Source organism: Colwellia meonggei (assembly GCF_057537295.1).
On the sequence record NZ_BAAJLZ010000007.1, the window covers coordinates 123,726 to 148,664 of the forward strand.

Consider the following 24,939-nt stretch of genomic DNA (forward strand, 5'->3'; position numbering starts at 1 on the left):
CCCTATTATTTGTTGCCTAATTTCCAGGTAACTTTATGAGGCAAGAATTTAAATTTCTTCTTAAAGCGTTTCATGGTGTCGCTTGCCCCCAAAAATGTCCCATAGCCATAACACCTAATTTGAGGAAACTCAGTGACAGCATAACCAGCAATAGAAATATATAGCATAGGTACAATGCCATCAGTTTGAAATTCGCTATGACCGTATATATGCTCAACTTCGATTAACTCGCCTGCAACAATACATCCAGCATAAGCAACCAATTTACCTTCATTATTAAAGATACCAAAATAAGGATAATCATGAGTTTTAGAATTACTTTTAGGAACATAAACTTCAACAGGTCGTTTAGTTACAAAGTCTTCTGGCATTTCTCCTTGGCGTACTTTTGCCGAGCGTCTTATGTCCCAAATATCATCCAAATATTCGTTAAAATCTATACGCTTAAATGTGTAGCCATTACGTATCGCCTTTTTGAAATTTCGTCTCGCCGAACTCTCTACAGCTTTTAAATAATTATCGGTTTCTTCACCTAGTTGATATAAAGCGACACCATAGACCTTTTTTCTAATGAGTGGCAGCTTTGGATGACGACCATTCACTTCATTATGTAATTCATCTGTGATTCGTGCATAGAATGGATCATTACCCTCACAGGCTTGTCTCATTAAATTAATTTCAACTCTCGGCATTGTGCGAATCATCTGCCAAATTTGTTTTATCTTCGCTAATTTTTCTTTCATTCTAAACTGATCGAATCCTTTGATTTTGTCGTAACATTGTACCTAAGTTGTAGCTAACTTTATAATGCTAATTACCTAAATAATATGCTCAATTTGTCTTGAATACGCCAATAATATGGCAACCAAAAATAGTATTTCTTAAATGCAGTAATACTACTAACTTGACTTCCAGGCTCGGTTAAGCGGTTTTTATAACTATCGGTAGCACCTTTCATAAGGTCATAAGTCTGTAACCCTTGCATTCTTGCATATCGAAGTGCCTCAACATGCATTGCCATACCCGTTGAAGGAATACTTTTAATTTTTACTAGACCACTTTGATAATACTGCAAAATAGAACCACATTTTATGCCATAAAAAACAGCAATAATTTGTTCTTTGTAAATAATCTTAAATAACACTAACTGACTTAGATGATTAAGCTTTCCTATTAATTTTTGGTGAAAAACGCAGAAATTCTTATTTTCAAAGACCCCCACTTTTCCACGAGATTTCCAACTGGCATTATGTAAGGCGCTCAGCTCAGAAAAAAATTGTTGTACTTGCTCATCGTTAGTTGCATAAACAACACGGTAATCACTATGTTGAATATATTTTTTTGCTTGCCGTTGACTACTTTTACTCGTTAGGCTCTTAAGTTGCTTACCATCATCTTCGGCGACTGGAATGATATAACGATTACCAGCTAAAGCTTTCATTTGACACCAAGCTTGCATATCCTTATTTGATATCCAACCTGCGACTATGCTATTTATTAGGACATCATCGAACGCTAAAGAGACTACGCCAGACATCCCTTCTATTGCTCGACTAAATAAAGTAAGCAGTTCACTTTTATAAGCAGGGCTTATAATAAAATCCTGAAATTCACTACAGACTTCTTCGACTTCCTTTTCACCGGTACCAATAAAGCGCAACTGATACCCTGCAGTGATTTTTTTCTTATAAACAGGAAAAATGCCAATTAATTGCTCATTATGAAAATAGCAATGAATGGCGAGTTCATCATCTGGCTGTAAAAATATCTGGCACCAAGTTAATAACCAAATATGGCTCGAGCAGATATTATCAGCGCTATATTGTAGGCGGAAATAGTCCCACTGCTCAGCATACCCTTCAAGCTGTTCAATTCCTGTTAAAACATTGACACATATACTCTTCATGAAATTTCAGCTTTACTTATACTTACTTGGCGGCAACCCCATAAAATATAACAATAAATATTGCTGACAACTGTGTCGAGTAAACTAACCTTCAAGTACATACACTTCAAGTTTTAGCCGATTGCTTAATAAAGTTATTCTTAACTAGTTGCCAGTTTATTGCTAGCCAAAATAATTCGTAATGTTTTTCAATTGCAAGATCATCAAAGAAACTTCCATCGAACATCTCACGCTCTACTTTAATATCTTCAACAAGTTCGGCCAGTGGCCCTTGTAACCATGAAACAAAAGGCACAGGAAAGCCTAACTTCCGTTGGTAAATCAAACCTCTAGAGTAGAACTCACACGCAAGTTCACGCAATATTGGCTTAACATACTCGTCACCAAAATATTGCTGCTCGGTTAACGAACTAGAAACGGCAACCGCTTCAGGTGTCACAAAAGGAGATATAATATGCTTGTCATAAAGTTGAGCAATTAATTCAGCCTCTAAAAAATGTGTTCCTGCATCATTTGCTAACACACGTTCTTGCGTTGCTTGCCTTAGGTCAACCATTTCATTTTTTTCAAACGCATTAACATAAACCTCTTCAGCACCCGATAACTGTGCTAAGAAGTACTTTTCTTTTTCGGAGTAGCTAATTTTCATTGCGGAAGCCATTATATCTTCCAGCGTAAGATCTTTTAATTTCAACAAGATATTGGCTCTACCCGGGACCACCTTTCTCAAGATTTTAAGAGCAAATGAAGGCAAAAAAGCTGACTGCTCCTTCCATTTTGCATGGGTTACTACACGCCTAATGGCATTTGAACCAAATAGTGTATCTGCGGCTTCACCATAAACAATCGCTTTATACTCTTCAGGTATTGAAGCCATCATAGCCATCATAGCTAACGAACTATAATGTCTTAGCGGTTCTCGCTTAAGTGCCAGCAATGTGGTTAGGTCATGACAAAGTTTATCAGGATCTACTTCAACTAAATGCAGAGGTAGGTTTAGGGTTTGAGCAAATTTTTTAGCATTTTCAAGTTCCGGATTTTCTTCACCTTTGAAAATTGGCGTAAGTAGATAACAATCATCAAATATTTCTTTACTTAAAGCAGCCAAAATAGACGAATCAACGCCACCACTCAAAAAAACGGCGACCTTGCTGTATCGTTGCCTAGCCTTTTTCAAACAGTTAACTAATGCCTTCTTTGTCGCTAATATTTTTTTACTATCGGGTAAATCATTAGTCTTTAGCGCTGGTAACTGCCAATAGTTTGTTCGCTCTATTAAACCATTTGCAAGGAATTCACCGAGATGATGTATTTCTAATTGCTGAATACTACTTAGCAACGTGTTGCTTCCGGATGTCCATCGATAGTTTACAAGTTCAGCCTCACTTTCTTTACATGGCTTAAGGTCATAAATGGGCATCAGATGACTACGAGAACAAAAAATAACAGACGCTTGGTGTTGCTGCCAAAATATCGTTTTACCGCCATAGCGATCGTTAAACGCGAGTACCTTGTCTTTGCTAATATATAATCCGGAAAAGTGCCCTTCTAGCTCAGAAAGAATTTCGGTGTTTCCCGATGATAATGCCGCAGACAATACGTTAAAGCTATCAGGAAAAATATAGCCATCAACAATAAATATGCTGCCATCATCAAGTGTTTCGAAATAACAATCACCAGCTTTAATGTGGTAATTATATTGGCCTAATTTGACAGCTTCTTCATTTGTGCTTGTGATCACCGGCTCATTTTTGCTCTGAGTAACGACAAAACCATTCATATTATTTTGGCTTCTTAGTAAATTTATTAACAACTGACAGAACAGTACGTTTCCATTGGCGATAACCAACGGCAAAAGCCGGCCAAGGATCGCTCCAAGCAAAATACATAAAAGTATGTGACTTAAAGATATTGCTAAGATAAGTAGATAAAATACTTAAGGTGTTTTGACCGTCACGATAGCGAGAATAAAGATCTTCATAGAAACTCAAAAACATTCTATTGTCCTTCTGAGCCTGCTCAGTAAATGTCTGACCAACAGCAACACAATAAGTAGCAAAAACATTATTTTTACCGCAACTGGTGTCAAAATAATTACACAAACCTAATCTAGGGTTTACTTCGATATATTTATATTTTCCATCACGATCGTCAACTTTAAACTCCACCATTGCGGGACCGATATAACCAAGCCCTTTTCCTAGATTCTTCACTTGTGCAAGCACTTCTTCATTAACTTTGCTTTTTGCATAACACGTCACACCGAAATGTGGCGGTGTTAATTGTAAGCGCTGAAAAGTAAATGCATTAACTAGCTCACCTTTAAGGTTAAAAACGCAATTACATACCCATAAATTAGCATCATCACCAACAACAATTTCCTGAGCTATACAGTAATCCAAAACTCCCGAGTACTTCTTATAAAACCCCTGTAATTGCTCATTATTATGGATTTGAATATTTTTTTGACCAATTCGGTTAAGTTCATTAGAGCGAGGTTTAATAATGATTGGAAGCGAGATAACGTCAAGTAACCCTTCTACGCTACTAGGCAAATTTAAAATCGACTTTGGAACTTCAACAAAACCTTTAACAAGCTCAACCTCAGCTCGTTTATCTATAAACTTACTTGAAAGTTCACCTTTGGGCAGCACGAACTTAAATTTTTCACAGAGTTTATCTTGATGTGCTACTAAGAAATCTACATACCAATCAGATGTCGGTATCAGCACTTGTCCTGAATTTGGCCATGCTAACAAGACCGCTAACAACTCTTCTGCATCTAACCCTTTCTTTAGCAACACTTTTTGACAAGGCAATCGAGAGCTCATTACTGGTTCTAATTGATTAGCAGTAATAATTGATACGTTAACATTCTCTTTATATAAACTTCTTACTGCGCCTAAACCATTAGGCCCTGCCGAAAGTACAATAACTAATGAAGTAGACTCTATCATTTAAAACAGCACTCAAATTTAAGATAATTGATATCATCTCTAGCGACACAATAACGATTAATATCAAATTGGTTACTAATAGAGCGATGAGAGCCTGGCTCGTTGTTAAAGCCAATTAAATAATTCGCTTCTTTGACTTCCTCAAAAGATGTTTGATTGTAACAATGGTATCGACCAACTGGGTATGCAATAGAGGTAATTTGGCAAGAAAGCTTGGCTTCAATTAGTTTTTTTGAATTGGAAATTTCTTGCTTTTGTTCTTCTCTACTTAGCTGGGATAAAATACGATGACTGAGAGTATGCGAGCCAATTTCCATTCCAGAATTAGCCATTTCGTTAATTTGTGACCAATTCATAAATAACTTAGGCTCTGTTAATTTCAGCTTTTTTACCGCCGTAGGAAACTTAGCTCTGACATCATCTAATACTTCTAAAATGCTATAGTCGCGTAATAATTTCGCAGCATTCATTATTTGCCGTATCGTTTGATTTATATTTGTACTATCAAGCATAAAAGAATTATTCGACGAAGGCAGTTGATATGCTTCGCCGCACGAATTTCTTAATATAAAAGCAATTTCATCCCACCAAGGAATATGGTTTGAGTCGACAAAATCTGTTGCTATATAAAAGCTGCCTGACACATTATGTTTTTTTAAAATAGGAAATGCATGCGTATAGTTGTCTACATAACCATCATCAAATGTGATTATTGCATATCGCTTATCAGTTAAGGCCTCTTGTTCTAGTATCTCAGCTAACTGGGCACAATTTATAATTGTAAAGTTTTTCTTTAACTTTAATACGTGTTCATCAAATGCTTCACTTGAGCATGAAAAAATTGCATGATCATAACCACTTGCTTCCGAAACACCTATTCGGTGATAGTTAAAAACATACAACCCCGAAGGCAGTCGCTTCCAAAGAAAGTCTGTTGCTTTGGTATATAAAAGCACCTTACTTAATATTTCTTGGAAGCGATGATACATAGACTTACAATCTCATAAACTTTGGCTTAGCAAGCTTATAATCGCGATATTGATTCGGGTTGCCAACTTCATTATTTTCAGCTGCTTTGACAATATTATACATTTCACGAGCTGAAACATAATGCAAGATATAGTTTTTGCCATCATTATATTTAGACTCTAAATAACTGTGCATATCATGCCTAGGTTGTCCCAATAGCGTATCCATATCACCTTCCTGTGTCCCATGAGTATGGATTTTTATGAAGATCCATTCCGGTTTACCTTTTACATGAATATGTGAATTAACCCACTGATCTACACGAGTTTTTGTTGGTGGCATCGCTTTTCTCACATCAGAATTTTCAATATGTGGCAATCCCTTAGCTGTTCTCCACTTTAAATTAATACCTAATGGCCCTTGTATTAACATTAAATCACCAGATTCAGTTTTTCCAACTTCTACGTCTGTGCCAGTATTATGGTTTTTACACTTACCATCAACTCCCGTAGCATAATAGATAGAATTCACTTTGCACGTTTGCGCTGGGCTTGGCGCTGAAGGTAAAGTCATATCAACATAACAGCCTGTTTTTTTCAATAATGCCAATTCATTATCTATACCACACATATGACCATTAGGTAGTGAATTATCGAGCGCCCAATTACCATGAATAAAAGCATACATTATTTGACCTGTTTCCGGATGCTTTGGTAAAGCGCCATGCTCATAATGTAATTTATGCGCGAAATCCGTCATTACTGTACTGAAATTTTCTGCCGTGTCATTATCATGATGTAAGTGAATTTCTATTTCACCGTAACCGTGATAGCACATATCTGATAACTTAGCTAAATGCTCATGCCGATACTCTTCTTCAGGGTAAAAAAAGCAATGTTTAGGCATATGGCCATCAGCATCTTTATGTTGATTAGCCATAAGAGGGTAATCTTTACACCAGCGATCTACTCGAGCACGCTCAACTTCAATATCATCATTGCGCCATTGAGGTTCGTAGTGATCAACAAAACAAAACATCACATGAACAGGACCGTCCACTTTAGGCCGGCTAAAAATTTGTTTAATATACGAAAAAAACCATACATCCATATTTTTAAATTTTAATACTTGCCAAAATAAGCCTATAAAAACAATGGCCAATACCATGAAAAATGTCATCATTACTTCGCTTCTCCTCCGCGAGCTGTACGTTTCCAACCACCGCTTTTTTGACCTTTACAAAAGCGAATAAATCCTTGTCCTAAAGCAACATTCATTGACACAAAAAAACTGACAATAGCGACAATGCCTCGCACTTTTTGTCCTTGATGAATTTTTTTTTGTCCATGCCAAGCTACAACATAAAATAAAATTTGAGCAATAAAGGTAAATCTAAAAAAAGCTGACTCTAATAACATAGCATTGCTTACTATAACTAAGAGCATGAAATGTGGAGCAAACCAGCGTAATACTTTATGTGACCAAAAGCACCAGCTTAATAATCCTTGGCTAGGAGATAATGCCCATAAGTTAGCAAAAAAGGCTTTATAATTACCTACGCCAATGCGAATTCTGCGACCAACCTCATCTTCAAGGGAAGGTGCAACTTCTTCTTTAGCAATTGCTTGGTCATTGTAAAGCACATCAAATCCCTGCTTTTTAACATTCATAACGATACAAAAATCGTCGACAATAGTGTCGGTAGGTAATGGCATATATAAATTACGTCTTAACGCGTAAATAGCGCCATTAGCACCTAATAAGCTTCCAAGTTCTGACTCGCATTTTTTTAAAAATTGTTCATAACGCCAGTAGAGTCCATCTAAATTTTGATTTCCATCTTCCGTTTCCAAGATCAATTCCCCTGACACAGCCCCTACATTTCCATTGAAACTTTCAACTAACACAGTAATAGCGTCAGTATTGAAATCAGTATTGGCATCAGTAAAAACTAAAATATCAGCAGAAGACTTTGCGACTAAATCGTTTAAAACAGATATCTTCCCGCGATTAACTTCAAAATTAAACGCTAGTACGCGCTGATCATCAAATGATTCTATGATTGCACCTGTGTTGTCATGGCTACCATCAGATGCAACTAAAATTTGAAAGTCGCCAGCATAATCTTGTTGCAAAGCATTTTCAATGCGCTCTTTTATACAAGATTCTTCGTTATACGCTGCAATAATAATATCAACACTTGGAGCTATGTCAGGTTTAGTGCGGCGCACAACCTTAGGTGTTACAAATATTCTCAATATTAGTGGGAAAATAAAGTAAGAGTACACTAACAGAGCTAAAGACAGCCAAAATACCATAAGCATCAATGCTCACCTCTTTCTATAATTTTGGCAGGAATGCCAACGACAGTAACATTACTTGGAACATCTTTTACGACCACAGCATTTGCGCCGATTTTAACATTATCACCAATGCTAATCCCACCGATAACTTTAGCACCGGCACCGATAAAAATATTATTTCCAAGCACCGGAGCTTTGCCTTTCTCATCTCCAATAACAACACCGCTTTCAATAACTACATTACAACCGCCAGTAACCTTTGAATTTATAACCACCCCAATAGGGTGCATAATAACAAAGCCTTCTTGAAACTTAACGCCAGCACCTATTACGCATCCGTTTATTAACTTATTTAACCAAAGTGTTACAATAGCTAACGGTGCTAGTTTGTAATGCATGAACCAACTGGTTGCTCTATAAAGTGCGTTAGCAGAAGTACCGTCACTTAGCAAAGTTCGAAGCATAGAAACACGGTAGCCCTCTATAGTGAAAACTTGCTGTTTTTGCTTAATATCACTAATTAAAAACTTCATTAATTATCCAACTGCTTAAGAACGACATTCACATTATGTTGCCAATTAAATTGACTAGCATGGTTAATTATTTTCTCTGTTGACCATACCGTCTCAATAGCCCTAATCATGGCTTGAGCCAATTTTTGCTCGTTTTTAGCAGGAACCATTAAACCAACATCACTATTTACCACTTCAGGAATACCACCAACATCTGTTGCAATCACTGGCGTTGCACTTGCAAAAGATTCAAGTAAAACATTAGGCACGCCTTCACGGTAACTGGGTAACACTAACACATTCGCCGCTCTAACAGCCTCAGCAACTTCATTCAACGGTAAAGAGCCTAGTAATCGTACCTGATCGTTGAGTTCATATTGGATGACTTTTTCATAAAGTGCGCCTTTCAAAGAGCCTTCACCAATAATATCTAAGGTTGTATTTGAGTATATTTTCTGCACCTCAACAAAAGCAGATAGCAATTCATTACAACCTTTAGTCTCAATTAAACTACCAACAAAAATAAAGTGCTGACTGCTAGCTTTTTGCTTTAACGGGTAGAATATATCTGGGTTAACACCATTATAATTTACCCTCAAACGTTTGCTTTCGATGCCGATTAACTGCAAGCGTTCTGCTAATGCATGGCTTGCACAAAAAATAGTTCTGGCTCGATTTAACCACTTCTTCATTAATGAACTTCGGGCCGCAAATACGGTATTTTCATTTACATCTGTACCATGTACTTTAATAAAAAATGGTAATTTTAATTGCGAATTCAACATCGAAGCTGCGACTGCATCAGGAAACCCCCAAGACGCTAACAAAGCACTTGGCTGTTTTCTTTTTATCCATGGCAAACAAAAAAGCAGCGAAAGCCATTGAAAAAACGGAACTAATCGACGCCCCAATTTAGGTAGATAAAAATATGGGCAATACTTAACACTCCCACTTGAATGACATAGATTTCGATGCGAAAGCCACTCCTTCCAGCCCAACAAGATAATGATGTTTACAGTATACTCTTGCGCAAGCAAATCAAATTGTTGTTTATTAAAGCTTGCCCGATTAGGCGCCCAAGGCACGGGATAAAGGTTAGTAATCACCAACAAACTCTTTTTGGAATTAGCTGTCATCAACTACTCACATAAACGCTGATAAACAGGTAAATATTGTTTAGCCGTATTTAACCAATTTCGCTGTTCGCGCACAAAGCTCAGTCCAGTATCGCTCACATGCTGAAGTAAGGCCTGATCATCAATAACAGCTAAAATTTTATCTGCCATAGCATCAGCATTATCAGCAGTAAACAAAAATCCGGTTTTGCCATCTTCAATCAATTCTCTATGGCCGCCAATATCAGAAGCAAGTACAGGTTTAAATTGCGCCATCGACTCCAATGGTTTCAACGGAGTTACCAGCTCGGTTAAACGGATACTTTCTCGAGGAAACACTAATAAATCAGCTAAGCTATAGTAACGACTAACCTCTTCAAATGGCACTCTACCAACAAAAGTTACTGCACTCTGCAAGCCCGCTTGTGTAACTTGCTGTTTCAAATTTTCTAACTCGTTTCCAGCTCCCACCAATAATAAATGAATATCATTACGTTGCTCAACAATCCTTTGCATTGCAGAAATAGCGTATGCCAACCCCTCGTACTTAAAAAAAGTTCCCACAAACGCCAATACCTTTTTTCCTGACAAATTTAGAGACTGTTCAAGTGCTTGATCTCGCTCTATTGAAGGTTGAAAATTATTAATATCAACGGCATTGGGTGTCACATAAAGCTTATTTTCTGGTATGCCGCGTTTAATCAAGTCATCTTTTAATCCTTGGCAAATGCAACTTACTGCATCTGCTTTTTCAAAGGCACTTTGTTCTATAGCTTTAATTAAACGGTATTTAATGCTACCTTCTTTTGTCTTCCCAGTATCAACAGCAGCATCTTCCCATAAGGCTCTAACCTCATAACAAACTGGAATATTGTATTTTTTCCCTACCTTTACAGCCGCAAGGGCATTAAACATAGGTGAATGCGTTTGTATTACATTAGGACGATCAGCTAAAACAGCCTGCTCTATTCTTTTAGCTAGATGATTAATGTGATCAAAATAATTGATAACAGGGATTTTACTTAGCCATGAAGAAGACTTCTCAGTACGCTGATAACAAACACCATCAACATCCTCTTCCAGCGTTTCAAAATCTTGATAACGTTGGCTGGTTAGTTGATTCGTAGTAATCCCTATTTTTCTTTGATGACGAATAATGGCATCTGATCTCAGCGAATAACCGCTGATGTTCGGTCTTGAGTATTCTAATACATGTAAAACTTTCAAAGCATTTCCCTTTTCTTGCTTGATGAAGGCATTAACGGCTACCTACCTTTGCCAAACAGCACTATTTCAACAGTGCGAATCAAAATAAGTAGATCTAACATAAAGCTACGATGCTTAATGTAATATAAGTCGTACTTTAGTTTTTCGAGTGAATCTTCTTCCGTAGCACCATATGGATATTTAAGTTGGGCCCAACCAGTTAAGCCTGGTTTAACATTATGACGCTCATTGTAATACGGAATATTCTTAATCAGTTGCTGAACAAACTCAGGACGCTCCGGACGAGGACCAACAAAGCCCATATCACCGCGCATTACGTTATAAATTTGTGGTAATTCATCAACGCGATATTTGCGGATGAACTTACCAATTTTTGTCGTTCTATCATCATTTTCGGAAGCCATTTGTGCACCATGCTTTTCGGCATCAACACGCATACTTCTAAATTTAACAATATTAAATGCTTGCCCGTCTAAACCAACACGCTCCTGAAAATAAAAAATTGGCGCTTTCAGGCCCTCATCAAGTTTTATTAAAATAACCGTGATCAACATCACAGGCCAAGTTAATAAGAGTAAAACAAAACCCATGCTAGCGTTAAACACCCAATCTAATGTATTACGAAGGTGGTTCGCTGACGCAAAGCCATTAGAATAAATCACCCAACTTGGATAAATAAGGTTAACGGCAATCTGCCCAGTTTCCCGCTCAATAAAATCGAGAATTTCAGTCACTTCGACTCCACGAATTTTACAAGCAAAAAGCTCGTCAACAGGCAAATTATCTCGTCGTTCATCGTTGGCGACAACAATTTCATCAATTTGATGCTCTAAAGCATAATTAACCAAGGAACCATCAAGTGTAATGCGATTCTCATTGACAATACCGTTTTCAGCATCACCGTTCATAATAACAAAACCATGCATAAAAAAACCTTGTCTATCAACATCTCGGCGCATACGTTTTTCAATTATTGATGCTCGCTCACCTGAACCTAGTACCAAAACGTTTCGCTTATTAAAGCCAAAAAAATCAATTTGTAGCGTTAAATATCTAACTGCACTGGCAAAGATCAAACTCATTAAGGAAGAAATCGCCAGCAACTCAATAGCAAGAGATCCTTGTCCGTAAAACGGATTAATTAAAGATGCGATAAAAAAGCCAATCGCTACAGATACTAATTGCCGTCTTACCACCCCGCGAAAATTTTCTCGTAATTTAGAATTATATAATCCCATCGCCAGCGAAGATAATTGCACAACTAATGCAAATACAATCGCATGAATAAATAGAATGTTTATCGCAACATCTTGCACCGTATGTGAGATAAATTGGAATACATCGTTCAGATATATGCTGAGCAACAATGCGCCAGCAAAGCAAAAAAACTCAATTAATACTAGAGATTTGCTGCCAGCAGACAAGTCACGAAATTTAGGGCTAGACATAAGGTCAAGAAATTCCTTTCACAGAGAAAATAAACCAGCGACAGTTAGTTTTTATTTTTAAGTTGTATATTAGAATTGATTCATCAAGAAATGTAAACAAGAGGTTATTTAAATTAGTGCAATTACAAAATATTTACAGAAATTAAATAATGTGCATCATGAGTAAAAATAAAATACAATCTGGTAGCTTATACAAAAAAACAGTTGTAAATAAGAAGGTTGATACCATGGAAAAACGTATGACTAACACAATAAAAGCAATATTATTTCTAATGCTTGGTTACATTATCACGGGGTGTAGTTCACCAACATTGCCTCCTGCTACATTACATCAATCAAATACTGTTGATGTTGCATCATATAAGTATCTTATCGGTGCAGGCGATGTAGTTAACATATTTGTTTGGCGTAACCCTGAGGTTTCAGGCACATTTATCGTTCGCCCAGACGGTATGATCACCACATCGCTAGTGGAGGACATTCCAGTTTCAGGCAAAACACCAACAGAGCTAGCGCGCTCTATTGAAGAAATATTAGGTACATATTTACGTGACCCTGTTGTTACAGTAACAGTTAATAGTTTTGTCGGCCCATTTAGCGAGCAAATTCGCGTTATTGGTGAAGCAGCTGAGCCACAGGCAATAAATTACACTCAACATATGACTTTACTCGACGTAATGATACGAGTTGGCGGTTTAACAGAATTTGCTAACGGCAACGGTGCAGTATTAGTGCGAGTAGAAAATGGTCAACAAAAGCAGTATGACATTTTTATTGAAGACTTAATCAAAAATGGCCAAATCAATGCAAATGTCGACGTACTGCCCGGTGACATTATTGTAATACCTGAAACATGGTTTTAAGTTCATTTATATATTTACCTGTTTTAGAGGTCGGGAATGCAAGAAATTATTGAAGAAATTTTAGACTACCTTAAGGGCATCTGGTTAAAGCGTCGCTTTATCATGGTATCGACATGGCTTATTTGTCCTTTAGCGTGGGTATTTGTTTCACAATTAGACAATGTTTATGAATCAGAAGCCCGTGTATATGCAGATACGCAGTCTATTCTTGGGCCGTTATTAAAAGGCTTAACTGTAGAAACAAATCCGGAAGTGCAAATTCGCTTAATGATTAAAACGCTACTAAGTAGACCTAATTTAGAGCGTATTACTCGCATGACTGATCTTGATGTTCAAGCTGCAACGCCAGAAGCTTATGAAGAACTCATCGAAGATCTAAGAACAGATATCATTATCCGTAAAACTGGTGGTCGCAAAGAAAACATCTTCACCATTACCTACCAAAATAAAGATCCAGAAACAGCTAAAAACGTCGTTAATTCTGCATTAACAGTGTTTATCGAGAACACTCTAGGAGAAAACCGCAGTGATTCCGATTCAGCACAAAAATTTTTAGACACACAAATCAAAGACTATGAAAATCGCTTACTGGCAGCAGAATCTCGTCTGACAGATTTTAAACAAAAATATAGTGATGTACTACCGGACCAATACGGTGGTTACTATCAAAAATTGAACGTGGTTAAAGAACAACTTAAAATTGTTGAATTAAGTCTTCGCGAGCAAGAAACTCAATTGGTATCAGCAAAAACACAGCTGAATACTGCGCCAAGTAATATCAGCAACCCACAAAATAAAATTAAAAACTCAAATAGTATCCAAACCACATACGACGAACGAATTTCAGAATTGGAAGCGACACTAGATTCGTTGCAGCTTAGATATACAGAAAAGCATCCCGATGTTAAAGAAGTTAAACGTCGCTTAGCACATTTAAACGAGCAAAGAACCAAAGAAATTGATGAATACTTAAATGCCACACAAGATGGCGACAGTAATAGTTTAGCAACTAGTCAAAACCCTGTAATTCAGCAATTACAGATTCAGGTTAATCAACTTGAAAATCAAGTGGCTTCAACGACAGTTCGCGCTGAAGACTACCGTGAGCAAGTAAAAGAGCTTGAAAGTAAAATTCATATTTTACCCGAAATAGAAGCTGAGTTAACATCACTTAATCGTGGCTATGAAATCACTAAAGATAAATATGAAGAGCTATTAAACCGAAAAGAAACGGCACAGTTAGCTCAGCAAGCAGACGAGTCAACAAACCCAATTCAATTTCGTGTCATTGACCCACCGCGAGCACCAACAGAACCAGCAGGGCCTAAACGAATACTATTTTTATTTGCCGTGACCGTCGTTGGCTTCGGTGTTGGAATCGGCTTGTCTTTACTCTTTAGCCAAATTAACCCGGTAGTTACATCAAGTAGCCAAGTATCTAAAAGTACTGGTATCCCGGTATTCGGTATTGTCTCAGCGTCAGACAATTTAGGGCTACAACAATGGCATAAACGAAAAACGTTAATATTTGTCGCATCCAATATCTTATTGATAATGCTATTAGCATTCTTCGTTGTTTATGCCGTAGCGCCGGAAATAATTAAAGCGCCGATCAGAGGAGTGTTATAGGTCATGAGCATAATTGAAAAAGCGCTAGCTAAGCAACAAGCGAAGGAATCCAAAGCGACTTCGGAAGCACCAAAAACTGTCGCTGAAGATAAACCTTCCATACCTGACGACTCGGTTATAAATGAAAAAGCGATACTAGCGCTAGATAAAGAAAGTTTAGCCGAGCGAGGATATTTGATTGATAACGGTACTCGTAAAAGCATTAAAGACGAATTTCGTCAGATAAAGCGGAAATTACTTAAAAATGCCTTTGGTAGTGGCGCTAAAACATTAGACAATAGTAACCTAATTATGGTCAGCAGTGCCAAGCCAAATGAAGGTAAAACTTTTGTCGCAATCAATTTGGCACTGAGTATTGCGCTAGAACAAGACAAAACCGTACTACTAATTGATGCGGACGTATTGCGCCCTAGCATTATTCGCGAACTCGGCGTTGAAGATTCTCCTGGTATCATTGAGTACCTATTGGGCAAATCTGAAAGTGTCGCTGATATAATCTACAATACAGATATCGATAAGTTAAAACTTATCCCAGCAGGAAAGCCACATCACTTATCTAACGAGTTACTAGCTAGTGAAAAAATGGCTTCATTGGCCAATGAGCTCGCAAATCGTTATCCTGACCGGATCGTTATTTTTGATTGCCCACCATTAATCGGTGTTACAGAAACACTAGTTCTTGCAAATTTAATGGGGCAAGCATTAATTGTTGTCGAAGAGTCAAAAACAGCAATCACGGATATTAAGTCGGCAACTGAGCACTTAAACGAAGACCTGGCAATTGGGCTAGTACTTAACAAAGCAATTAGATCTCATAAGGATTTGTATGGCTATTATGGCTACGGATACGGCGCAGCAGATTAGCGTTAGTGTATTCTGTCTAACACTATTCTGCTCTAAGTTCGCTTTTGCTGGAGATTGGCAATTTGATCCAAGCATTAAGCTTAATGAAACCTATACCGATAATGTTAATTTGGTACGCAGTAATGAACAAAGCAGCTTGGTTAGTCAGGCCAGTATTTTAATAGACACAACTTATCAGGCGCAGCAACTTGATTTTAATTTTGCATCTGAAAGTACTTATGCTTTATATAGCCACGACCACGACCTTGATAACGATTACCACTCATTAGCGAGCGATATACGCTATCAATTATGGCCTAACGGTATTACTTTAATTGGCAACGTAAATGTTAGTAATCAGGCCCGAAATGGCAGTAAAAATGCTTTAGCAGATATAATTTCAGCAGATACTGTGCGCGTTGAAACTTATAATGGTGGTATTGAATATACGGTAAATAATAGCGACTTTATTATCAATGCATTAGCAACTTACCAAGAAACCAATGCAGAAGATAATGTTGGCGATCGTAATGGTATAAATAGTATTTTAAGTAGTCGAAATGGTCGAGCTGCACGTCATGTTTTCTGGGATATCCAACATAGTTACCGTGAACTAAAAAATAACGGTAGTAAAGGCGAGTTATTAGAGTCAGAAGCCGTGATTGGCTTAATCACGGATTTTAAGGTTAATCCATTTATTCGCTACTATGACGAAGACAATAGTGGCAATGTTAACAGCGGTAACCGCTCAATCGAATCTAATTCGTACGGAGCAGGGGTGCGCTGGTTAATATCAGATCGTTTATACCTTGATGCCTCTTATAATAAGCCAATAGGAAATAAACTTGATATTGATGGCGAAACACAAGAAGAATATATCAACGCTAAAATAAGGTGGGAACCATCAGGGCGCACGCAACTCGAAGTAAACTACTCTGAGCGCTTTTATGGCGATAGCTACGGATTGGACTTCCAGCACAGGAATAAACGTTTGTCCAACACCATTAGTTATGTAGAAGATGTACAAACCTTAACGCGGAATAACTTTATTCCTTTTGTTATCGGTCGATTTTGGTGTCCCTCTACAGGCGTTATTGACGATATTGCCCAATGTATTGTTCAAGATGGTAGTACAATAGCACCGGATGGCTTTCAGTTGACAACGGTTTCCGATTTTGAATTAGCAGAAGATACTTTCTTTTCGCTTAACAAAACCCTTAATTGGAATTCAACACTTACGTTGCCCAGAACTACATTCACTGTAGTCGCCCGAAGACAAAATAGAGAAAACTTAGACACACGTATTGAAGATGAGAATAACCATTTACGCTTTAACATTAAACGTAAAGTAAGCGGTCGTTCCAATATAAACCTTGAGTTATCGTACACAGATACCAACTTGCAGCTAGATACTGAACAAGAAAGATTAGATAGATATCGTCGTTATCAAATAGGCTATGAAAAATCATTAAACAGCACTTTCTCTTTCAACTTTGATCTGAGTTATTTGAATAGAAGCTCTAGCGATTTCTCACTTAATTATAAAGAAGGTCGCATAAGCGCCAAAATTACCAAAGGTTTCTAGCAGTATGTATGAAAATTATTATGGCTTTAAAGAAAGACCATTTCAGTTAAGCCCTGACCCAAGATTCTTCTTTGCTTCAAGCCATCACCAACGTGCTTTATCCTATTTACAGTATGGTTTAGATCAGGGTGAAGGCTTCATTGTCGTTACTGGTCCAATTGGCACAGGTAAAACAACTATTGCTCGAAATTTGTTAAGCAATTTAGGTGACGCCAGCATAGTAGCGGCGCAACTAGTAACAACAAAACTTAACCCGCAAGAATTGCTTGAACTGGTGGTATCAGAGTTTAATATTAGCGTCACTGGAGATAGTAAAGCGGATTTACTACAAGGCATTGAGAAGTTTCTTGTTCAGCTGCATCACCAAGGTAAGCGTGCTTTGTTAATTGTTGATGAAGCACAAAACTTGCCTAGCGAAACTGTTGAAGAGCTGCGTATGCTGTCTAACTTTCAGTTAGATAACAAGCCGCTTATTCAAAGCTTTTTACTTGGCCAAGAAGAGCTTAAAGGCATTATTCAAGCTCCGAATATGGAACAATTTCGCCAACGTATTATTGCTTCAGCTCATTTAAAACCTTTATCAAAAGAAGAAGTTAAAGAGTATATAAACCATCGCTTGCATCAAGCAGGGTGTAATAAAGAGGAAGTATTCTCGACAACTGCATTTGAACTTATCCATGAAAAAACCTTAGGTGTACCTAGAAAAATTAATATTTTCGTTGATCGACTATTGCTGTTCGGCTTTTTAGAAGAGTTAGAGAGTATCAATACTGATGCTATCAATGAAGTTGCTCAAGAAATGGAGGTTGAACTAACAGGTTCATTAAACTCAGAGCAATTGAAAAGTAGCGAACCAAACCAAGTAGTTGTTAATTCCGCGGAGAAAGTTGAAAGTATTAAAGACGTTCTTCGTGAAGTTGAAGACATATTGGAAAGCAGCATTAAAGAAAAAATTAAAATGGCGCGCTATGTCGATAAAATGCTAAAACATAAAAGCCGCGTATATACCGATACCGCAAGTGAAGCTGAAAAATAACTATTATTGAGCTCATTAAAAAAACCGCACTAGTGCGGTTTTTTTAATTCTGGTAATTAGCATTACATTAATTACACCATAATGAAATTAAGCATTAATGGCTAATTCGTATTTCTCAATTAAAGAATACAAGGTTGGACGGGTTACGCCTAATAACTCAGATGTTTTTGACATATTACCATCAGCTAATGCATAGGCTTTTTGAATAGCAATAGATTCAGCCTTCTCCCTAACAGTACGCAAGTTCAATGATAATTCAAAGTTTGTATCTTTATGATCAAAGAAGCCAAGGTCAAATGCTGTTACCTGACGCCCTGTCGTCATAATAACAGAGCTTTTCACCTTGTTTTGCAACTCTCGTATATTGCCAGGCCATTGATGCGATTTAATAGCGCTTAGCGCATCTTCCGAGAAGCTTTTTACATTACGTTTATATTCGGTTGCATAAAGCTGCAAAAAGTACTGTGCTAATATTATGACATCTTCATCACGATCTCGTAATGGCGGAATATTCAAAGTAATTTCACTAACTCGGTAAAATAAGTCTTCCCGGAAAGTTTTCTCTGCCACCATTTCTTCTAAGTTTTGATTTGTCGCACAAACAACCCTAACATCAACCGCAATTTCTTGCCTACCACCCAATCTCTCAATACGTTTCTCTTGGAGAAAACGTAACAGTTTTGCTTGCAGGTTGTATGGCATATCGCCTATTTCATCAAGAAATAATGTACCGCCTTCCGCACACTCAATTTTGCCTTTGGTTGTGCGATGTGCGCCAGTGAAAGCGCCTTTTTCAAAACCAAATAATTCACTTTCAAGTAAAGTTTCTGGAATAGACGCACAATTAATGGCAATAAATGGTTTCTTTTTTCGATCACTTGCTAAATGGACAGCATTAGCGGTTACTTCCTTACCCGTTCCACTTTCGCCTAACAACAAGGCAGTAATTTCAGTTGGCGCGATACGTTTAACCATCATTCGTAATCTATCAATGCTCTCGCTATTACCAATAATACCAATGTCGCTACCTGCAACTGCTCGCATTTTCCGGTTTTCTTCTTCAATAGCGGCAACACTAAACGCTCTCGAAACAATGACGTTAATAACCTCAGTGTCAACCGGCTTTTGATAAAAATCATAAGCACCAGCTGCTATTGCAGTTAAAGCATTTGTACGATCATCATTACCAGTAATAACAATCACTTTAGTATGAGGGGCGATAGTCAGAATTTCTTGTAACGCTGCTAATCCTTCAGAGGCATTAGTTTCATCCGGCGGCAAACCTAAATCTAATGTGACAACTTTTGGCTCATGTCTACGTACAGCCGCAACAGCACTTTCTCTATCACCCGCTAAAATAGCTTCGTAATCAGATAAACTCCATTTGAGTTGCTTTTGAATACCTTTATCGTCGTCTACAATTAACAACTTTTCCATATTGGGAAATCCTTATTATAGAGTTCAGTAAATTACTAAGCTCTTGAATCTATAGGCAAATCGATAGTAAATATCGAGCCTTTATCTACAACACTTTCAACTTTAATAACGCCAGCCATACTTTCAAAAAACTGCTTAGCTTCAAAAACACCGATTCCCATTCCTGCGTTACCTTTAGTGGTATCAAATGGGCGAAATAAACGGGTATCCATAAACTCTTCAGTCATGCCACAGCCATTATCTTCTATTATAATTCTAATGGTACGTTTTTTTTCAGCTAAGGTCACCTTAACCCAGCCATCATTTTTACTTGCTTCTTGCGCATTCTGAATTAAGTGATGCATCACCGAGTGGAATGACTCCGCATCAATCAAGGTGGAACAATTACCTATATGTTGAAACTCAACCTTTGGCTGCAGAACACTACATTGCGCAACCACTTTTTCAATAATACTGGCAAGGTCGGTATCGCGGTTTATTGACTGCTCTACCTGTTTTTTACGCAATTGCGATAATACTTTCGCTAATCTTTCGGTAGCCGATTCAACAGTTTCAAAGACATCATCAATAAATTCAGGGTTAGTACGATGCTTTTCAGCATTGGTGGTAATTAACGCTAACTGCGCTTGAACATTTTTCAAGTCATGAACTAGGAATGCTGACATGCGATTAAAAGCATCAAACTGCTTAGATTCACTTAGCTTGTCTGTTGCTTCATATAATGAGATAAAGTTACCGAGTTGTTTCGACACCGCAAAAAGTAAATCTCTATCTTCCCAATTCAGTTGCTTAGTTTTATTTTCATCAGCAAGCACAAATAAGCCATAAAACGCCTTACCAATAAAAATAGGCACAATAATTTGGATATTTTGTTGACGACAATACTCTAAGTTTAACGACAAATCAGGATATATCGCTGGAGATTGTTCATATTCATTAACATCGACAATCCATCCTTGTGCCTGACAAAATATACCCACTTCAATTAATTGCTCTTCAGTATTTTCATCAATATGTAAACCATGACTATACTGCTGTTGATAATGCTGATCGGTAACTTTTTTTATAATGGCGCCACGTAAAACATTAACCTTAGACATCATGATTTGTGTTGCCATTTGGTAGTGGTTTTCACCACTGGTTGTTTCAATTTTTTCAATCAAATTCAGCCATTCGTCACGGTATTCATATTTATTAGCAAAAAAGTTTTTCGCAATAAAAACTTTCACTTTGCGTCGTAACGACTCAGTTATCAGGAGTGCAATCAGTACTATGCCACTTAACATTAAAAAGCCGATACTAACTAAACTACCCCACTCACCACCTACATAGTTGATAACATACCCAGCTAAAGCCATTAGAAGTAAGTAAACACCCGCTATCATCAGCATTGAACTATAAAAAACCACGTTGCGTGAGACAAAAATTCGTACTTCACCATTCTTGACCCTGCGAGTGCTTATAAGTAATAAAGGCACAATGAATAATGCTAAAAAACCACGACTAAACCAAAAGTCAAAATCAATACCGCCGACCATGGTTGCTTGAGCGTATAGAACAAAATCAAATACCGCCATACTTGCTAGCGCAATCACTAATGGCCAAATAGCCCAACGAACTTGCAAATTGGCATTTCGATATAACTGTTCTAACAGCACTAACATCCATAAATTCAGTACAATAAAGAGTAGGAAAATATATTCATATGCATAATTTAGCCAGTAGCTAGCCAACCAACTGCCCAATACCAATGCCAGCCAAATTCCAACATATTGGCGAACATAGTAATTTTTAATTAGCGCTTTAATATTTCTATCTTCGGTATTAAATAAAATGATTAACAGTGACCAACAAGCAATTTTTAAGCAATCTGCAAGCATTGCCCATTGCAAGCTGAAACCTAACTTAATTTGTAAGGTCGCGATAATACTACTGGCACAAGTTACCAGTGTACAGAGCAGCACCCAACGGGCTAATAAGCTGTTATTGCGCGCAGCAATAATGAGAAGCGAAAATAATGCATAAGCAATACTTGCTAGCGAAAAACCAATAGTTCCAATAAAGTCCATGTTTTATTCTTCGTTAATGGCTGTTTTAGTAAACAATTCCGTTAGTATTGGCACAATAACAAAACTAGCGAGTGCGGATATACATAAGCCAGAAATAATCACTACACCTAGAGGCTGCCATAAACTACCACCGAACAATGTCAGCGGTAATAGGCCTCCAATCGTGGTAATTGTTGTTAATAATATTGGCGTAAATCGGGTAGCACTTGCCGATAAAATCGCTTGTTTCTTATCATTGCCAGTAGCTAAATTACGGTTGGTAGTATCAATTAAAATAATGGCATTATTAACCACAATCCCAAATAAACTAATCAGGCCAATAAATGCCATCATAGAAAATGATAATCCCGTTAAATACAAACCTAACACTGAGCCTGCCATCGCAAATGGAATTGAAGTAAAAATAACTAAAGGTTGTAGGAATGATTTAAACTGCAAGACCAAAATTGCGAATATGCCAATAGCAGTTATCAACATAATTTGCGACAAACCCGCAAAAGACTCTTGTCGAGATTCTTCTTCACCACCTAAAATGTAATACATACCTGCGGGCAGCTGAACACTTTCAAGGTAATTAACAACTTTAGCTGTTAAGTCTTGCACAGAATGTCCTTGCGCGGCATCTGCAGATACCCGAGCCATACGAAGTTTCTGATAATGAAAGAAATCAGTGCGACCTTTTTGCAATTTCGTTTCGACAAATTGCCCTAACGGGATACTTTGGCCCTGCTGATTAACAATACTAATGTCAGCTAAGCCTCCTAAATCACTTTTAGGACGGCGAACCAAAATAGGATAATTCTCACCGTTACTGTCGTTAAACTGACCAATAAACGTACCAGAAAGAGCCGTTTGAATAGTATTATCTAGATTATTAATATCTACTCCTGACAGCGCCGCTTTATCATAGTCAATCGTTAAGGCTAATTCTGTATTAGCAACACCAATCGGGTTATCTAAATTAATAATGCCCGGAATTGACGCCATTTGTTTTTGCAAGTCTGCTGCAACGTGTTCAAGGTCACTCAACGACTCACTGATCAACCTTACCGTTATAGGCTGATCAGTAACTGGGCCTTGGGTAAACTCTTTAATTGTAATTTTAGCTTGATGCCAAGCAGAAAACTCTGTACGTAATTTAGCAACTAGTGCATTTATTTTTGCCTCATCATACTTGCCTAAAACAACAAGCACTTGCCCATAGGTAACAACACCTCGTTTTGGAATTTCATTGTAATAAATTCTTGGATTCGAGTTACCGACATTCAAGGCTATTTTTTCGACATAAGGTTGCTGTTCAATGAAATCCGTCATTGAATGCATAACGCTGTTGGTGTAGTCCAACGATGAATTAGCTGGCGTTTCAACATCAATAAGCAGCATAGACTTTTCTGCTTTTGGGAATAAACTTAACCCGACTTGGCCAAATAATGATGCCATAGCAAATAACGCTATAAAGGCAACAATAAGCATAATTATCTTGGCATTCATTAATTTACTTAACCAATTTACGTAAAAACGTTCGGCGAATGCGTTGGCATAAAATTGTAGCGTTTTTATTTTCGACGGTTTCTTAGTAAAGAACTTACTTGCCAGCAATGGGGTTAAGGTTAAAGCAATCAGTAGTGATGCTAACAACACCAAGACAACAGTAACTGGCATTGAGCGAATAAAATCTCCGGTATCACTAGCCAGCATCAACATAGGGAGAAACGCTAACATTGTGGTTAAAGTGCCACTACTAATAGCCCAACCAACCCGACTAGTACCAGAAGCTGCAGCTTCACTTAATGATTGGCTCTTGGTCTTTTCTCGATGAATGCTTTCAGTAACCACAATTGCATTGTCTACCAACAAGCCAAGCGCAATAATAAGACCAACTATCGACATTTGCTGTAAACCAAAGCCTGCAAAATCAAGCCAACCAATGGCAACTAAAAAAGATAGCGGAATCGCAACAATAACAACAAGCGCCTCTCGAACACCGAGAAAGATCAATGACATAATGCCAACAAGCACTAAGCCTTGCCACAAATTATCAAAAAAGCCATTAACACGATTCTCAACACCGTCGGACTGTTTAAACAGCGTCGCTATTTTAACGCTATCAGGTAATGTTTTCTGAAAGGCTAAAATCTCGTTATCAATTGCCTTTGTTAACGCGAAAATATTCGTATTTGCTCGTTGTTCAGCGGTGAGAAAGATCACCGGCTTGCCGTCATAATAAGCAAGGTAACTTGGATCTCGATCTGAAAAACTCACTCGTGCAACGTCTTTCAAGCGTATAATTGACGTATCATTGGAATATATTACCGTGTCATTTAATTCATCGATTTGCTGAAAATTTCCACTGGCTTTTACATTGAAGCGCCGAGTGTTTGCATCAACAAAACCTGGCGTGATATTGACCGCTCGACCTTTTAGTAAGTTATTAATCGTGGTAATACTAATATTATGATGCTTAAGCATCGCAAGGTTTAAATCAACGGCAACAACTTGGGTTGGATAGCCCCAAATATCAGCTTTTTTTACCGCCTCAATTGCTTCTAGCCTTTTTTCCAGTTGCTTGGCATGAAACTCCATACTTTTATAATCAGTTACCTCACTCCACAACGCCAACTGAATAATGGCGACACTGGTTGGGGTCGCTTTTAAAACGAGTACGTCTTGTACACCTTCAGGCAATGTAGGTTTAACAGTAGAAACCGCTTGTTTTACTTCGTTGTATGCTGCATTGGGGTCGCTGCCATACAAAAAAGTAACCTCAATGCGAGCACCACCATTTTTAATTTGTGACTCTACTTTTTTAATGCCTTCAATATCTGCAAACTCTTCCTCTAGTGGGTCAACCACTAAGGTTTCAATATCAGTAGGTGAAGCACCTGGGTAGATAATCTCAAGTAAGGTAATAGGAATATCAAACTGGGGGTCTTCAGATCTAGGCATCTGAAAATAAGAAACGATACCTACTAAAACCAGTAGAACAACAATAGTTAAGGTAAACTGTGCATTTTTAATTGCGGCGCGAGGAAGGTGCATA

General features: G+C 37.7%; 19 protein-coding genes. 5 read left to right on the forward strand and 14 right to left on the reverse strand.

The features are described from left to right. Window positions 1–5 precede the first annotated feature (5 nt). From AC27E9_RS15840 to AC27E9_RS15890, 11 genes are all read right to left on the reverse strand, one after another. Window positions 6–743, reverse strand: coding sequence for a hypothetical protein (locus tag AC27E9_RS15840; RefSeq protein WP_487131859.1), 738 nt, complete (start codon window positions 741–743; stop codon window positions 6–8). Window positions 744–814: 71 nt separating this feature from the next. After that, a complete protein-coding gene (locus AC27E9_RS15845) occupies window positions 815–1,906 on the reverse strand; it encodes a GNAT family N-acetyltransferase (RefSeq protein ID WP_487131861.1) in 1,092 nt (363 codons plus the stop codon). Window positions 1,907–2,012: 106 nt separating this feature from the next. After that, window positions 2,013–3,686, reverse strand: coding sequence for an asparagine synthase-related protein (locus AC27E9_RS15850; RefSeq protein WP_487131863.1), 1,674 nt, complete (start codon window positions 3,684–3,686; stop codon window positions 2,013–2,015). A 1-nt stretch (window position 3,687) separates the two neighbouring features. After that, window positions 3,688–4,863 carry a carboxylate--amine ligase gene (locus tag AC27E9_RS15855; protein WP_487131865.1) on the reverse strand — a complete coding sequence of 392 codons (1,176 nt, stop codon included), beginning with the start codon at window positions 4,861–4,863 and terminating at the stop codon, window positions 3,688–3,690. After that, the gene (locus AC27E9_RS15860) at window positions 4,860–5,852 is read right to left on the reverse strand and encodes a polysaccharide deacetylase family protein (RefSeq protein ID WP_487131867.1); all 993 of its coding nucleotides are present in this window, start codon (window positions 5,850–5,852) and stop codon (window positions 4,860–4,862) included. The genes AC27E9_RS15855 and AC27E9_RS15860 overlap by 4 nt, the downstream gene beginning before the upstream one ends. Window positions 5,853–5,856: 4 nt before the next feature. Then, window positions 5,857–7,014: a hypothetical protein gene (locus tag AC27E9_RS15865; RefSeq protein ID WP_487131869.1), complete on the reverse strand. Its 1,158-nt coding sequence runs from the start codon at window positions 7,012–7,014 to the stop codon at window positions 5,857–5,859. Beyond that, on the reverse strand, window positions 7,014–8,156 hold the full coding sequence (locus AC27E9_RS15870; RefSeq protein WP_487131871.1) for a glycosyltransferase family 2 protein: 1,143 nt from the start codon (window positions 8,154–8,156) through the stop codon (window positions 7,014–7,016). Before AC27E9_RS15870 ends, AC27E9_RS15865 begins: the two co-directional genes overlap by 1 nt. Continuing rightward, window positions 8,156–8,668, reverse strand: coding sequence for a serine O-acetyltransferase (locus AC27E9_RS15875; protein ID WP_487131873.1), 513 nt, complete (start codon window positions 8,666–8,668; stop codon window positions 8,156–8,158). The genes AC27E9_RS15870 and AC27E9_RS15875 overlap by 1 nt, the downstream gene beginning before the upstream one ends. Then, window positions 8,668–9,783, reverse strand: coding sequence for a glycosyltransferase (locus AC27E9_RS15880; protein ID WP_487131875.1), 1,116 nt, complete (start codon window positions 9,781–9,783; stop codon window positions 8,668–8,670). Before AC27E9_RS15880 ends, AC27E9_RS15875 begins: the two co-directional genes overlap by 1 nt. Before the next feature lie 3 nt (window positions 9,784–9,786). Further along, window positions 9,787–10,989, reverse strand: coding sequence for a TIGR04063 family PEP-CTERM/XrtA system glycosyltransferase (locus AC27E9_RS15885; RefSeq protein WP_487131877.1), 1,203 nt, complete (start codon window positions 10,987–10,989; stop codon window positions 9,787–9,789). Window positions 10,990–11,027: 38 nt separating this feature from the next. Further along, complete coding sequence (locus AC27E9_RS15890) at window positions 11,028–12,437, reverse strand: TIGR03013 family XrtA/PEP-CTERM system glycosyltransferase (protein WP_487131879.1); 1,410 nt, start codon at window positions 12,435–12,437, stop codon at window positions 11,028–11,030. A gap of 239 nt (window positions 12,438–12,676) precedes the next feature. On the opposite strand from AC27E9_RS15890, the gene AC27E9_RS15895 reads away from it, so the two are divergent. From AC27E9_RS15895 to AC27E9_RS15915, 5 genes are read left to right on the forward strand one after another with little or no spacing between them, the layout of a single operon-like run. Further along, window positions 12,677–13,300: an XrtA/PEP-CTERM system exopolysaccharide export protein gene (locus tag AC27E9_RS15895; RefSeq protein WP_487131881.1), complete on the forward strand. Its 624-nt coding sequence runs from the start codon at window positions 12,677–12,679 to the stop codon at window positions 13,298–13,300. Between the two features lie 36 nt (window positions 13,301–13,336). Continuing rightward, entirely contained in the window at window positions 13,337–14,929 is a 1,593-nt protein-coding gene (locus tag AC27E9_RS15900; RefSeq protein WP_487131883.1) for an XrtA system polysaccharide chain length determinant, read from the forward strand. A 3-nt stretch (window positions 14,930–14,932) separates the two neighbouring features. After that, window positions 14,933–15,793: an XrtA-associated tyrosine autokinase gene (locus AC27E9_RS15905; protein ID WP_487131885.1), complete on the forward strand. Its 861-nt coding sequence runs from the start codon at window positions 14,933–14,935 to the stop codon at window positions 15,791–15,793. Then, window positions 15,756–17,357, forward strand: coding sequence for a TIGR03016 family PEP-CTERM system-associated outer membrane protein (locus AC27E9_RS15910; protein WP_487131887.1), 1,602 nt, complete (start codon window positions 15,756–15,758; stop codon window positions 17,355–17,357). Before AC27E9_RS15905 ends, AC27E9_RS15910 begins: the two co-directional genes overlap by 38 nt. A gap of 4 nt (window positions 17,358–17,361) precedes the next feature. Beyond that, window positions 17,362–18,393, forward strand: a complete 1,032-nt coding sequence (locus AC27E9_RS15915; protein WP_487131889.1) for an XrtA/PEP-CTERM system-associated ATPase — start codon at window positions 17,362–17,364, stop codon at window positions 18,391–18,393. A gap of 87 nt (window positions 18,394–18,480) precedes the next feature. Here the strand turns inward: AC27E9_RS15915 and prsR are convergent, their stop codons facing one another. The 3 genes from prsR to AC27E9_RS15930 are packed head-to-tail and all read right to left on the reverse strand — an operon-like array spanning window position 18,481 to window position 24,938. Further along, complete coding sequence (gene prsR / locus AC27E9_RS15920) at window positions 18,481–19,830, reverse strand: PEP-CTERM-box response regulator transcription factor (RefSeq protein ID WP_487131891.1); 1,350 nt, start codon at window positions 19,828–19,830, stop codon at window positions 18,481–18,483. A gap of 35 nt (window positions 19,831–19,865) precedes the next feature. Then, the gene (gene prsK / locus AC27E9_RS15925) at window positions 19,866–21,899 is read right to left on the reverse strand and encodes an XrtA/PEP-CTERM system histidine kinase PrsK (RefSeq protein ID WP_487131893.1); all 2,034 of its coding nucleotides are present in this window, start codon (window positions 21,897–21,899) and stop codon (window positions 19,866–19,868) included. Window positions 21,900–21,902: 3 nt separating this feature from the next. Next, window positions 21,903–24,938 (reverse strand): efflux RND transporter permease subunit, encoded by a 3,036-nt coding sequence (locus AC27E9_RS15930; RefSeq protein ID WP_487131895.1) that lies wholly within the window; start codon window positions 24,936–24,938, stop codon window positions 21,903–21,905. Window position 24,939: the final 1 nt, after the last annotated feature.

Excerpts from the sequence above, each read along its gene's own strand:
- AC27E9_RS15840 (WP_487131859.1), bottom strand. The coding sequence starts at position 743 with ATGAAAGAAAAATTAGCGAAGATAAAACAAATTTGGCAGATGATTCGC.
- AC27E9_RS15845 (WP_487131861.1), bottom strand. The coding sequence starts at position 1,906 with ATGAAGAGTATATGTGTCAATGTTTTAACAGGAATTGAACAGCTTGAA.
- AC27E9_RS15850 (WP_487131863.1), bottom strand. The coding sequence starts at position 3,686 with ATGAATGGTTTTGTCGTTACTCAGAGCAAAAATGAGCCGGTGATCACA.
- AC27E9_RS15855 (WP_487131865.1), bottom strand. The coding sequence starts at position 4,863 with ATGATAGAGTCTACTTCATTAGTTATTGTACTTTCGGCAGGGCCTAAT.
- AC27E9_RS15860 (WP_487131867.1), bottom strand. The coding sequence starts at position 5,852 with ATGTATCATCGCTTCCAAGAAATATTAAGTAAGGTGCTTTTATATACC.
- AC27E9_RS15865 (WP_487131869.1), bottom strand. The coding sequence starts at position 7,014 with ATGATGACATTTTTCATGGTATTGGCCATTGTTTTTATAGGCTTATTT.
- AC27E9_RS15870 (WP_487131871.1), bottom strand. The coding sequence starts at position 8,156 with ATGCTTATGGTATTTTGGCTGTCTTTAGCTCTGTTAGTGTACTCTTAC.
- AC27E9_RS15875 (WP_487131873.1), bottom strand. The coding sequence starts at position 8,668 with ATGAAGTTTTTAATTAGTGATATTAAGCAAAAACAGCAAGTTTTCACT.
- AC27E9_RS15880 (WP_487131875.1), bottom strand. The coding sequence starts at position 9,783 with ATGACAGCTAATTCCAAAAAGAGTTTGTTGGTGATTACTAACCTTTAT.
- AC27E9_RS15890 (WP_487131879.1), bottom strand. The coding sequence starts at position 12,437 with ATGTCTAGCCCTAAATTTCGTGACTTGTCTGCTGGCAGCAAATCTCTA.
- AC27E9_RS15895 (WP_487131881.1), top strand. The coding sequence starts at position 12,677 with ATGACTAACACAATAAAAGCAATATTATTTCTAATGCTTGGTTACATT.
- AC27E9_RS15900 (WP_487131883.1), top strand. The coding sequence starts at position 13,337 with ATGCAAGAAATTATTGAAGAAATTTTAGACTACCTTAAGGGCATCTGG.
- AC27E9_RS15905 (WP_487131885.1), top strand. The coding sequence starts at position 14,933 with ATGAGCATAATTGAAAAAGCGCTAGCTAAGCAACAAGCGAAGGAATCC.
- AC27E9_RS15910 (WP_487131887.1), top strand. The coding sequence starts at position 15,756 with ATGGCTATTATGGCTACGGATACGGCGCAGCAGATTAGCGTTAGTGTA.
- AC27E9_RS15915 (WP_487131889.1), top strand. The coding sequence starts at position 17,362 with ATGTATGAAAATTATTATGGCTTTAAAGAAAGACCATTTCAGTTAAGC.
- prsR (WP_487131891.1), bottom strand. The coding sequence starts at position 19,830 with ATGGAAAAGTTGTTAATTGTAGACGACGATAAAGGTATTCAAAAGCAA.
- prsK (WP_487131893.1), bottom strand. The coding sequence starts at position 21,899 with ATGGACTTTATTGGAACTATTGGTTTTTCGCTAGCAAGTATTGCTTAT.
- AC27E9_RS15930 (WP_487131895.1), bottom strand. The coding sequence starts at position 24,938 with ATGCACCTTCCTCGCGCCGCAATTAAAAATGCACAGTTTACCTTAACT.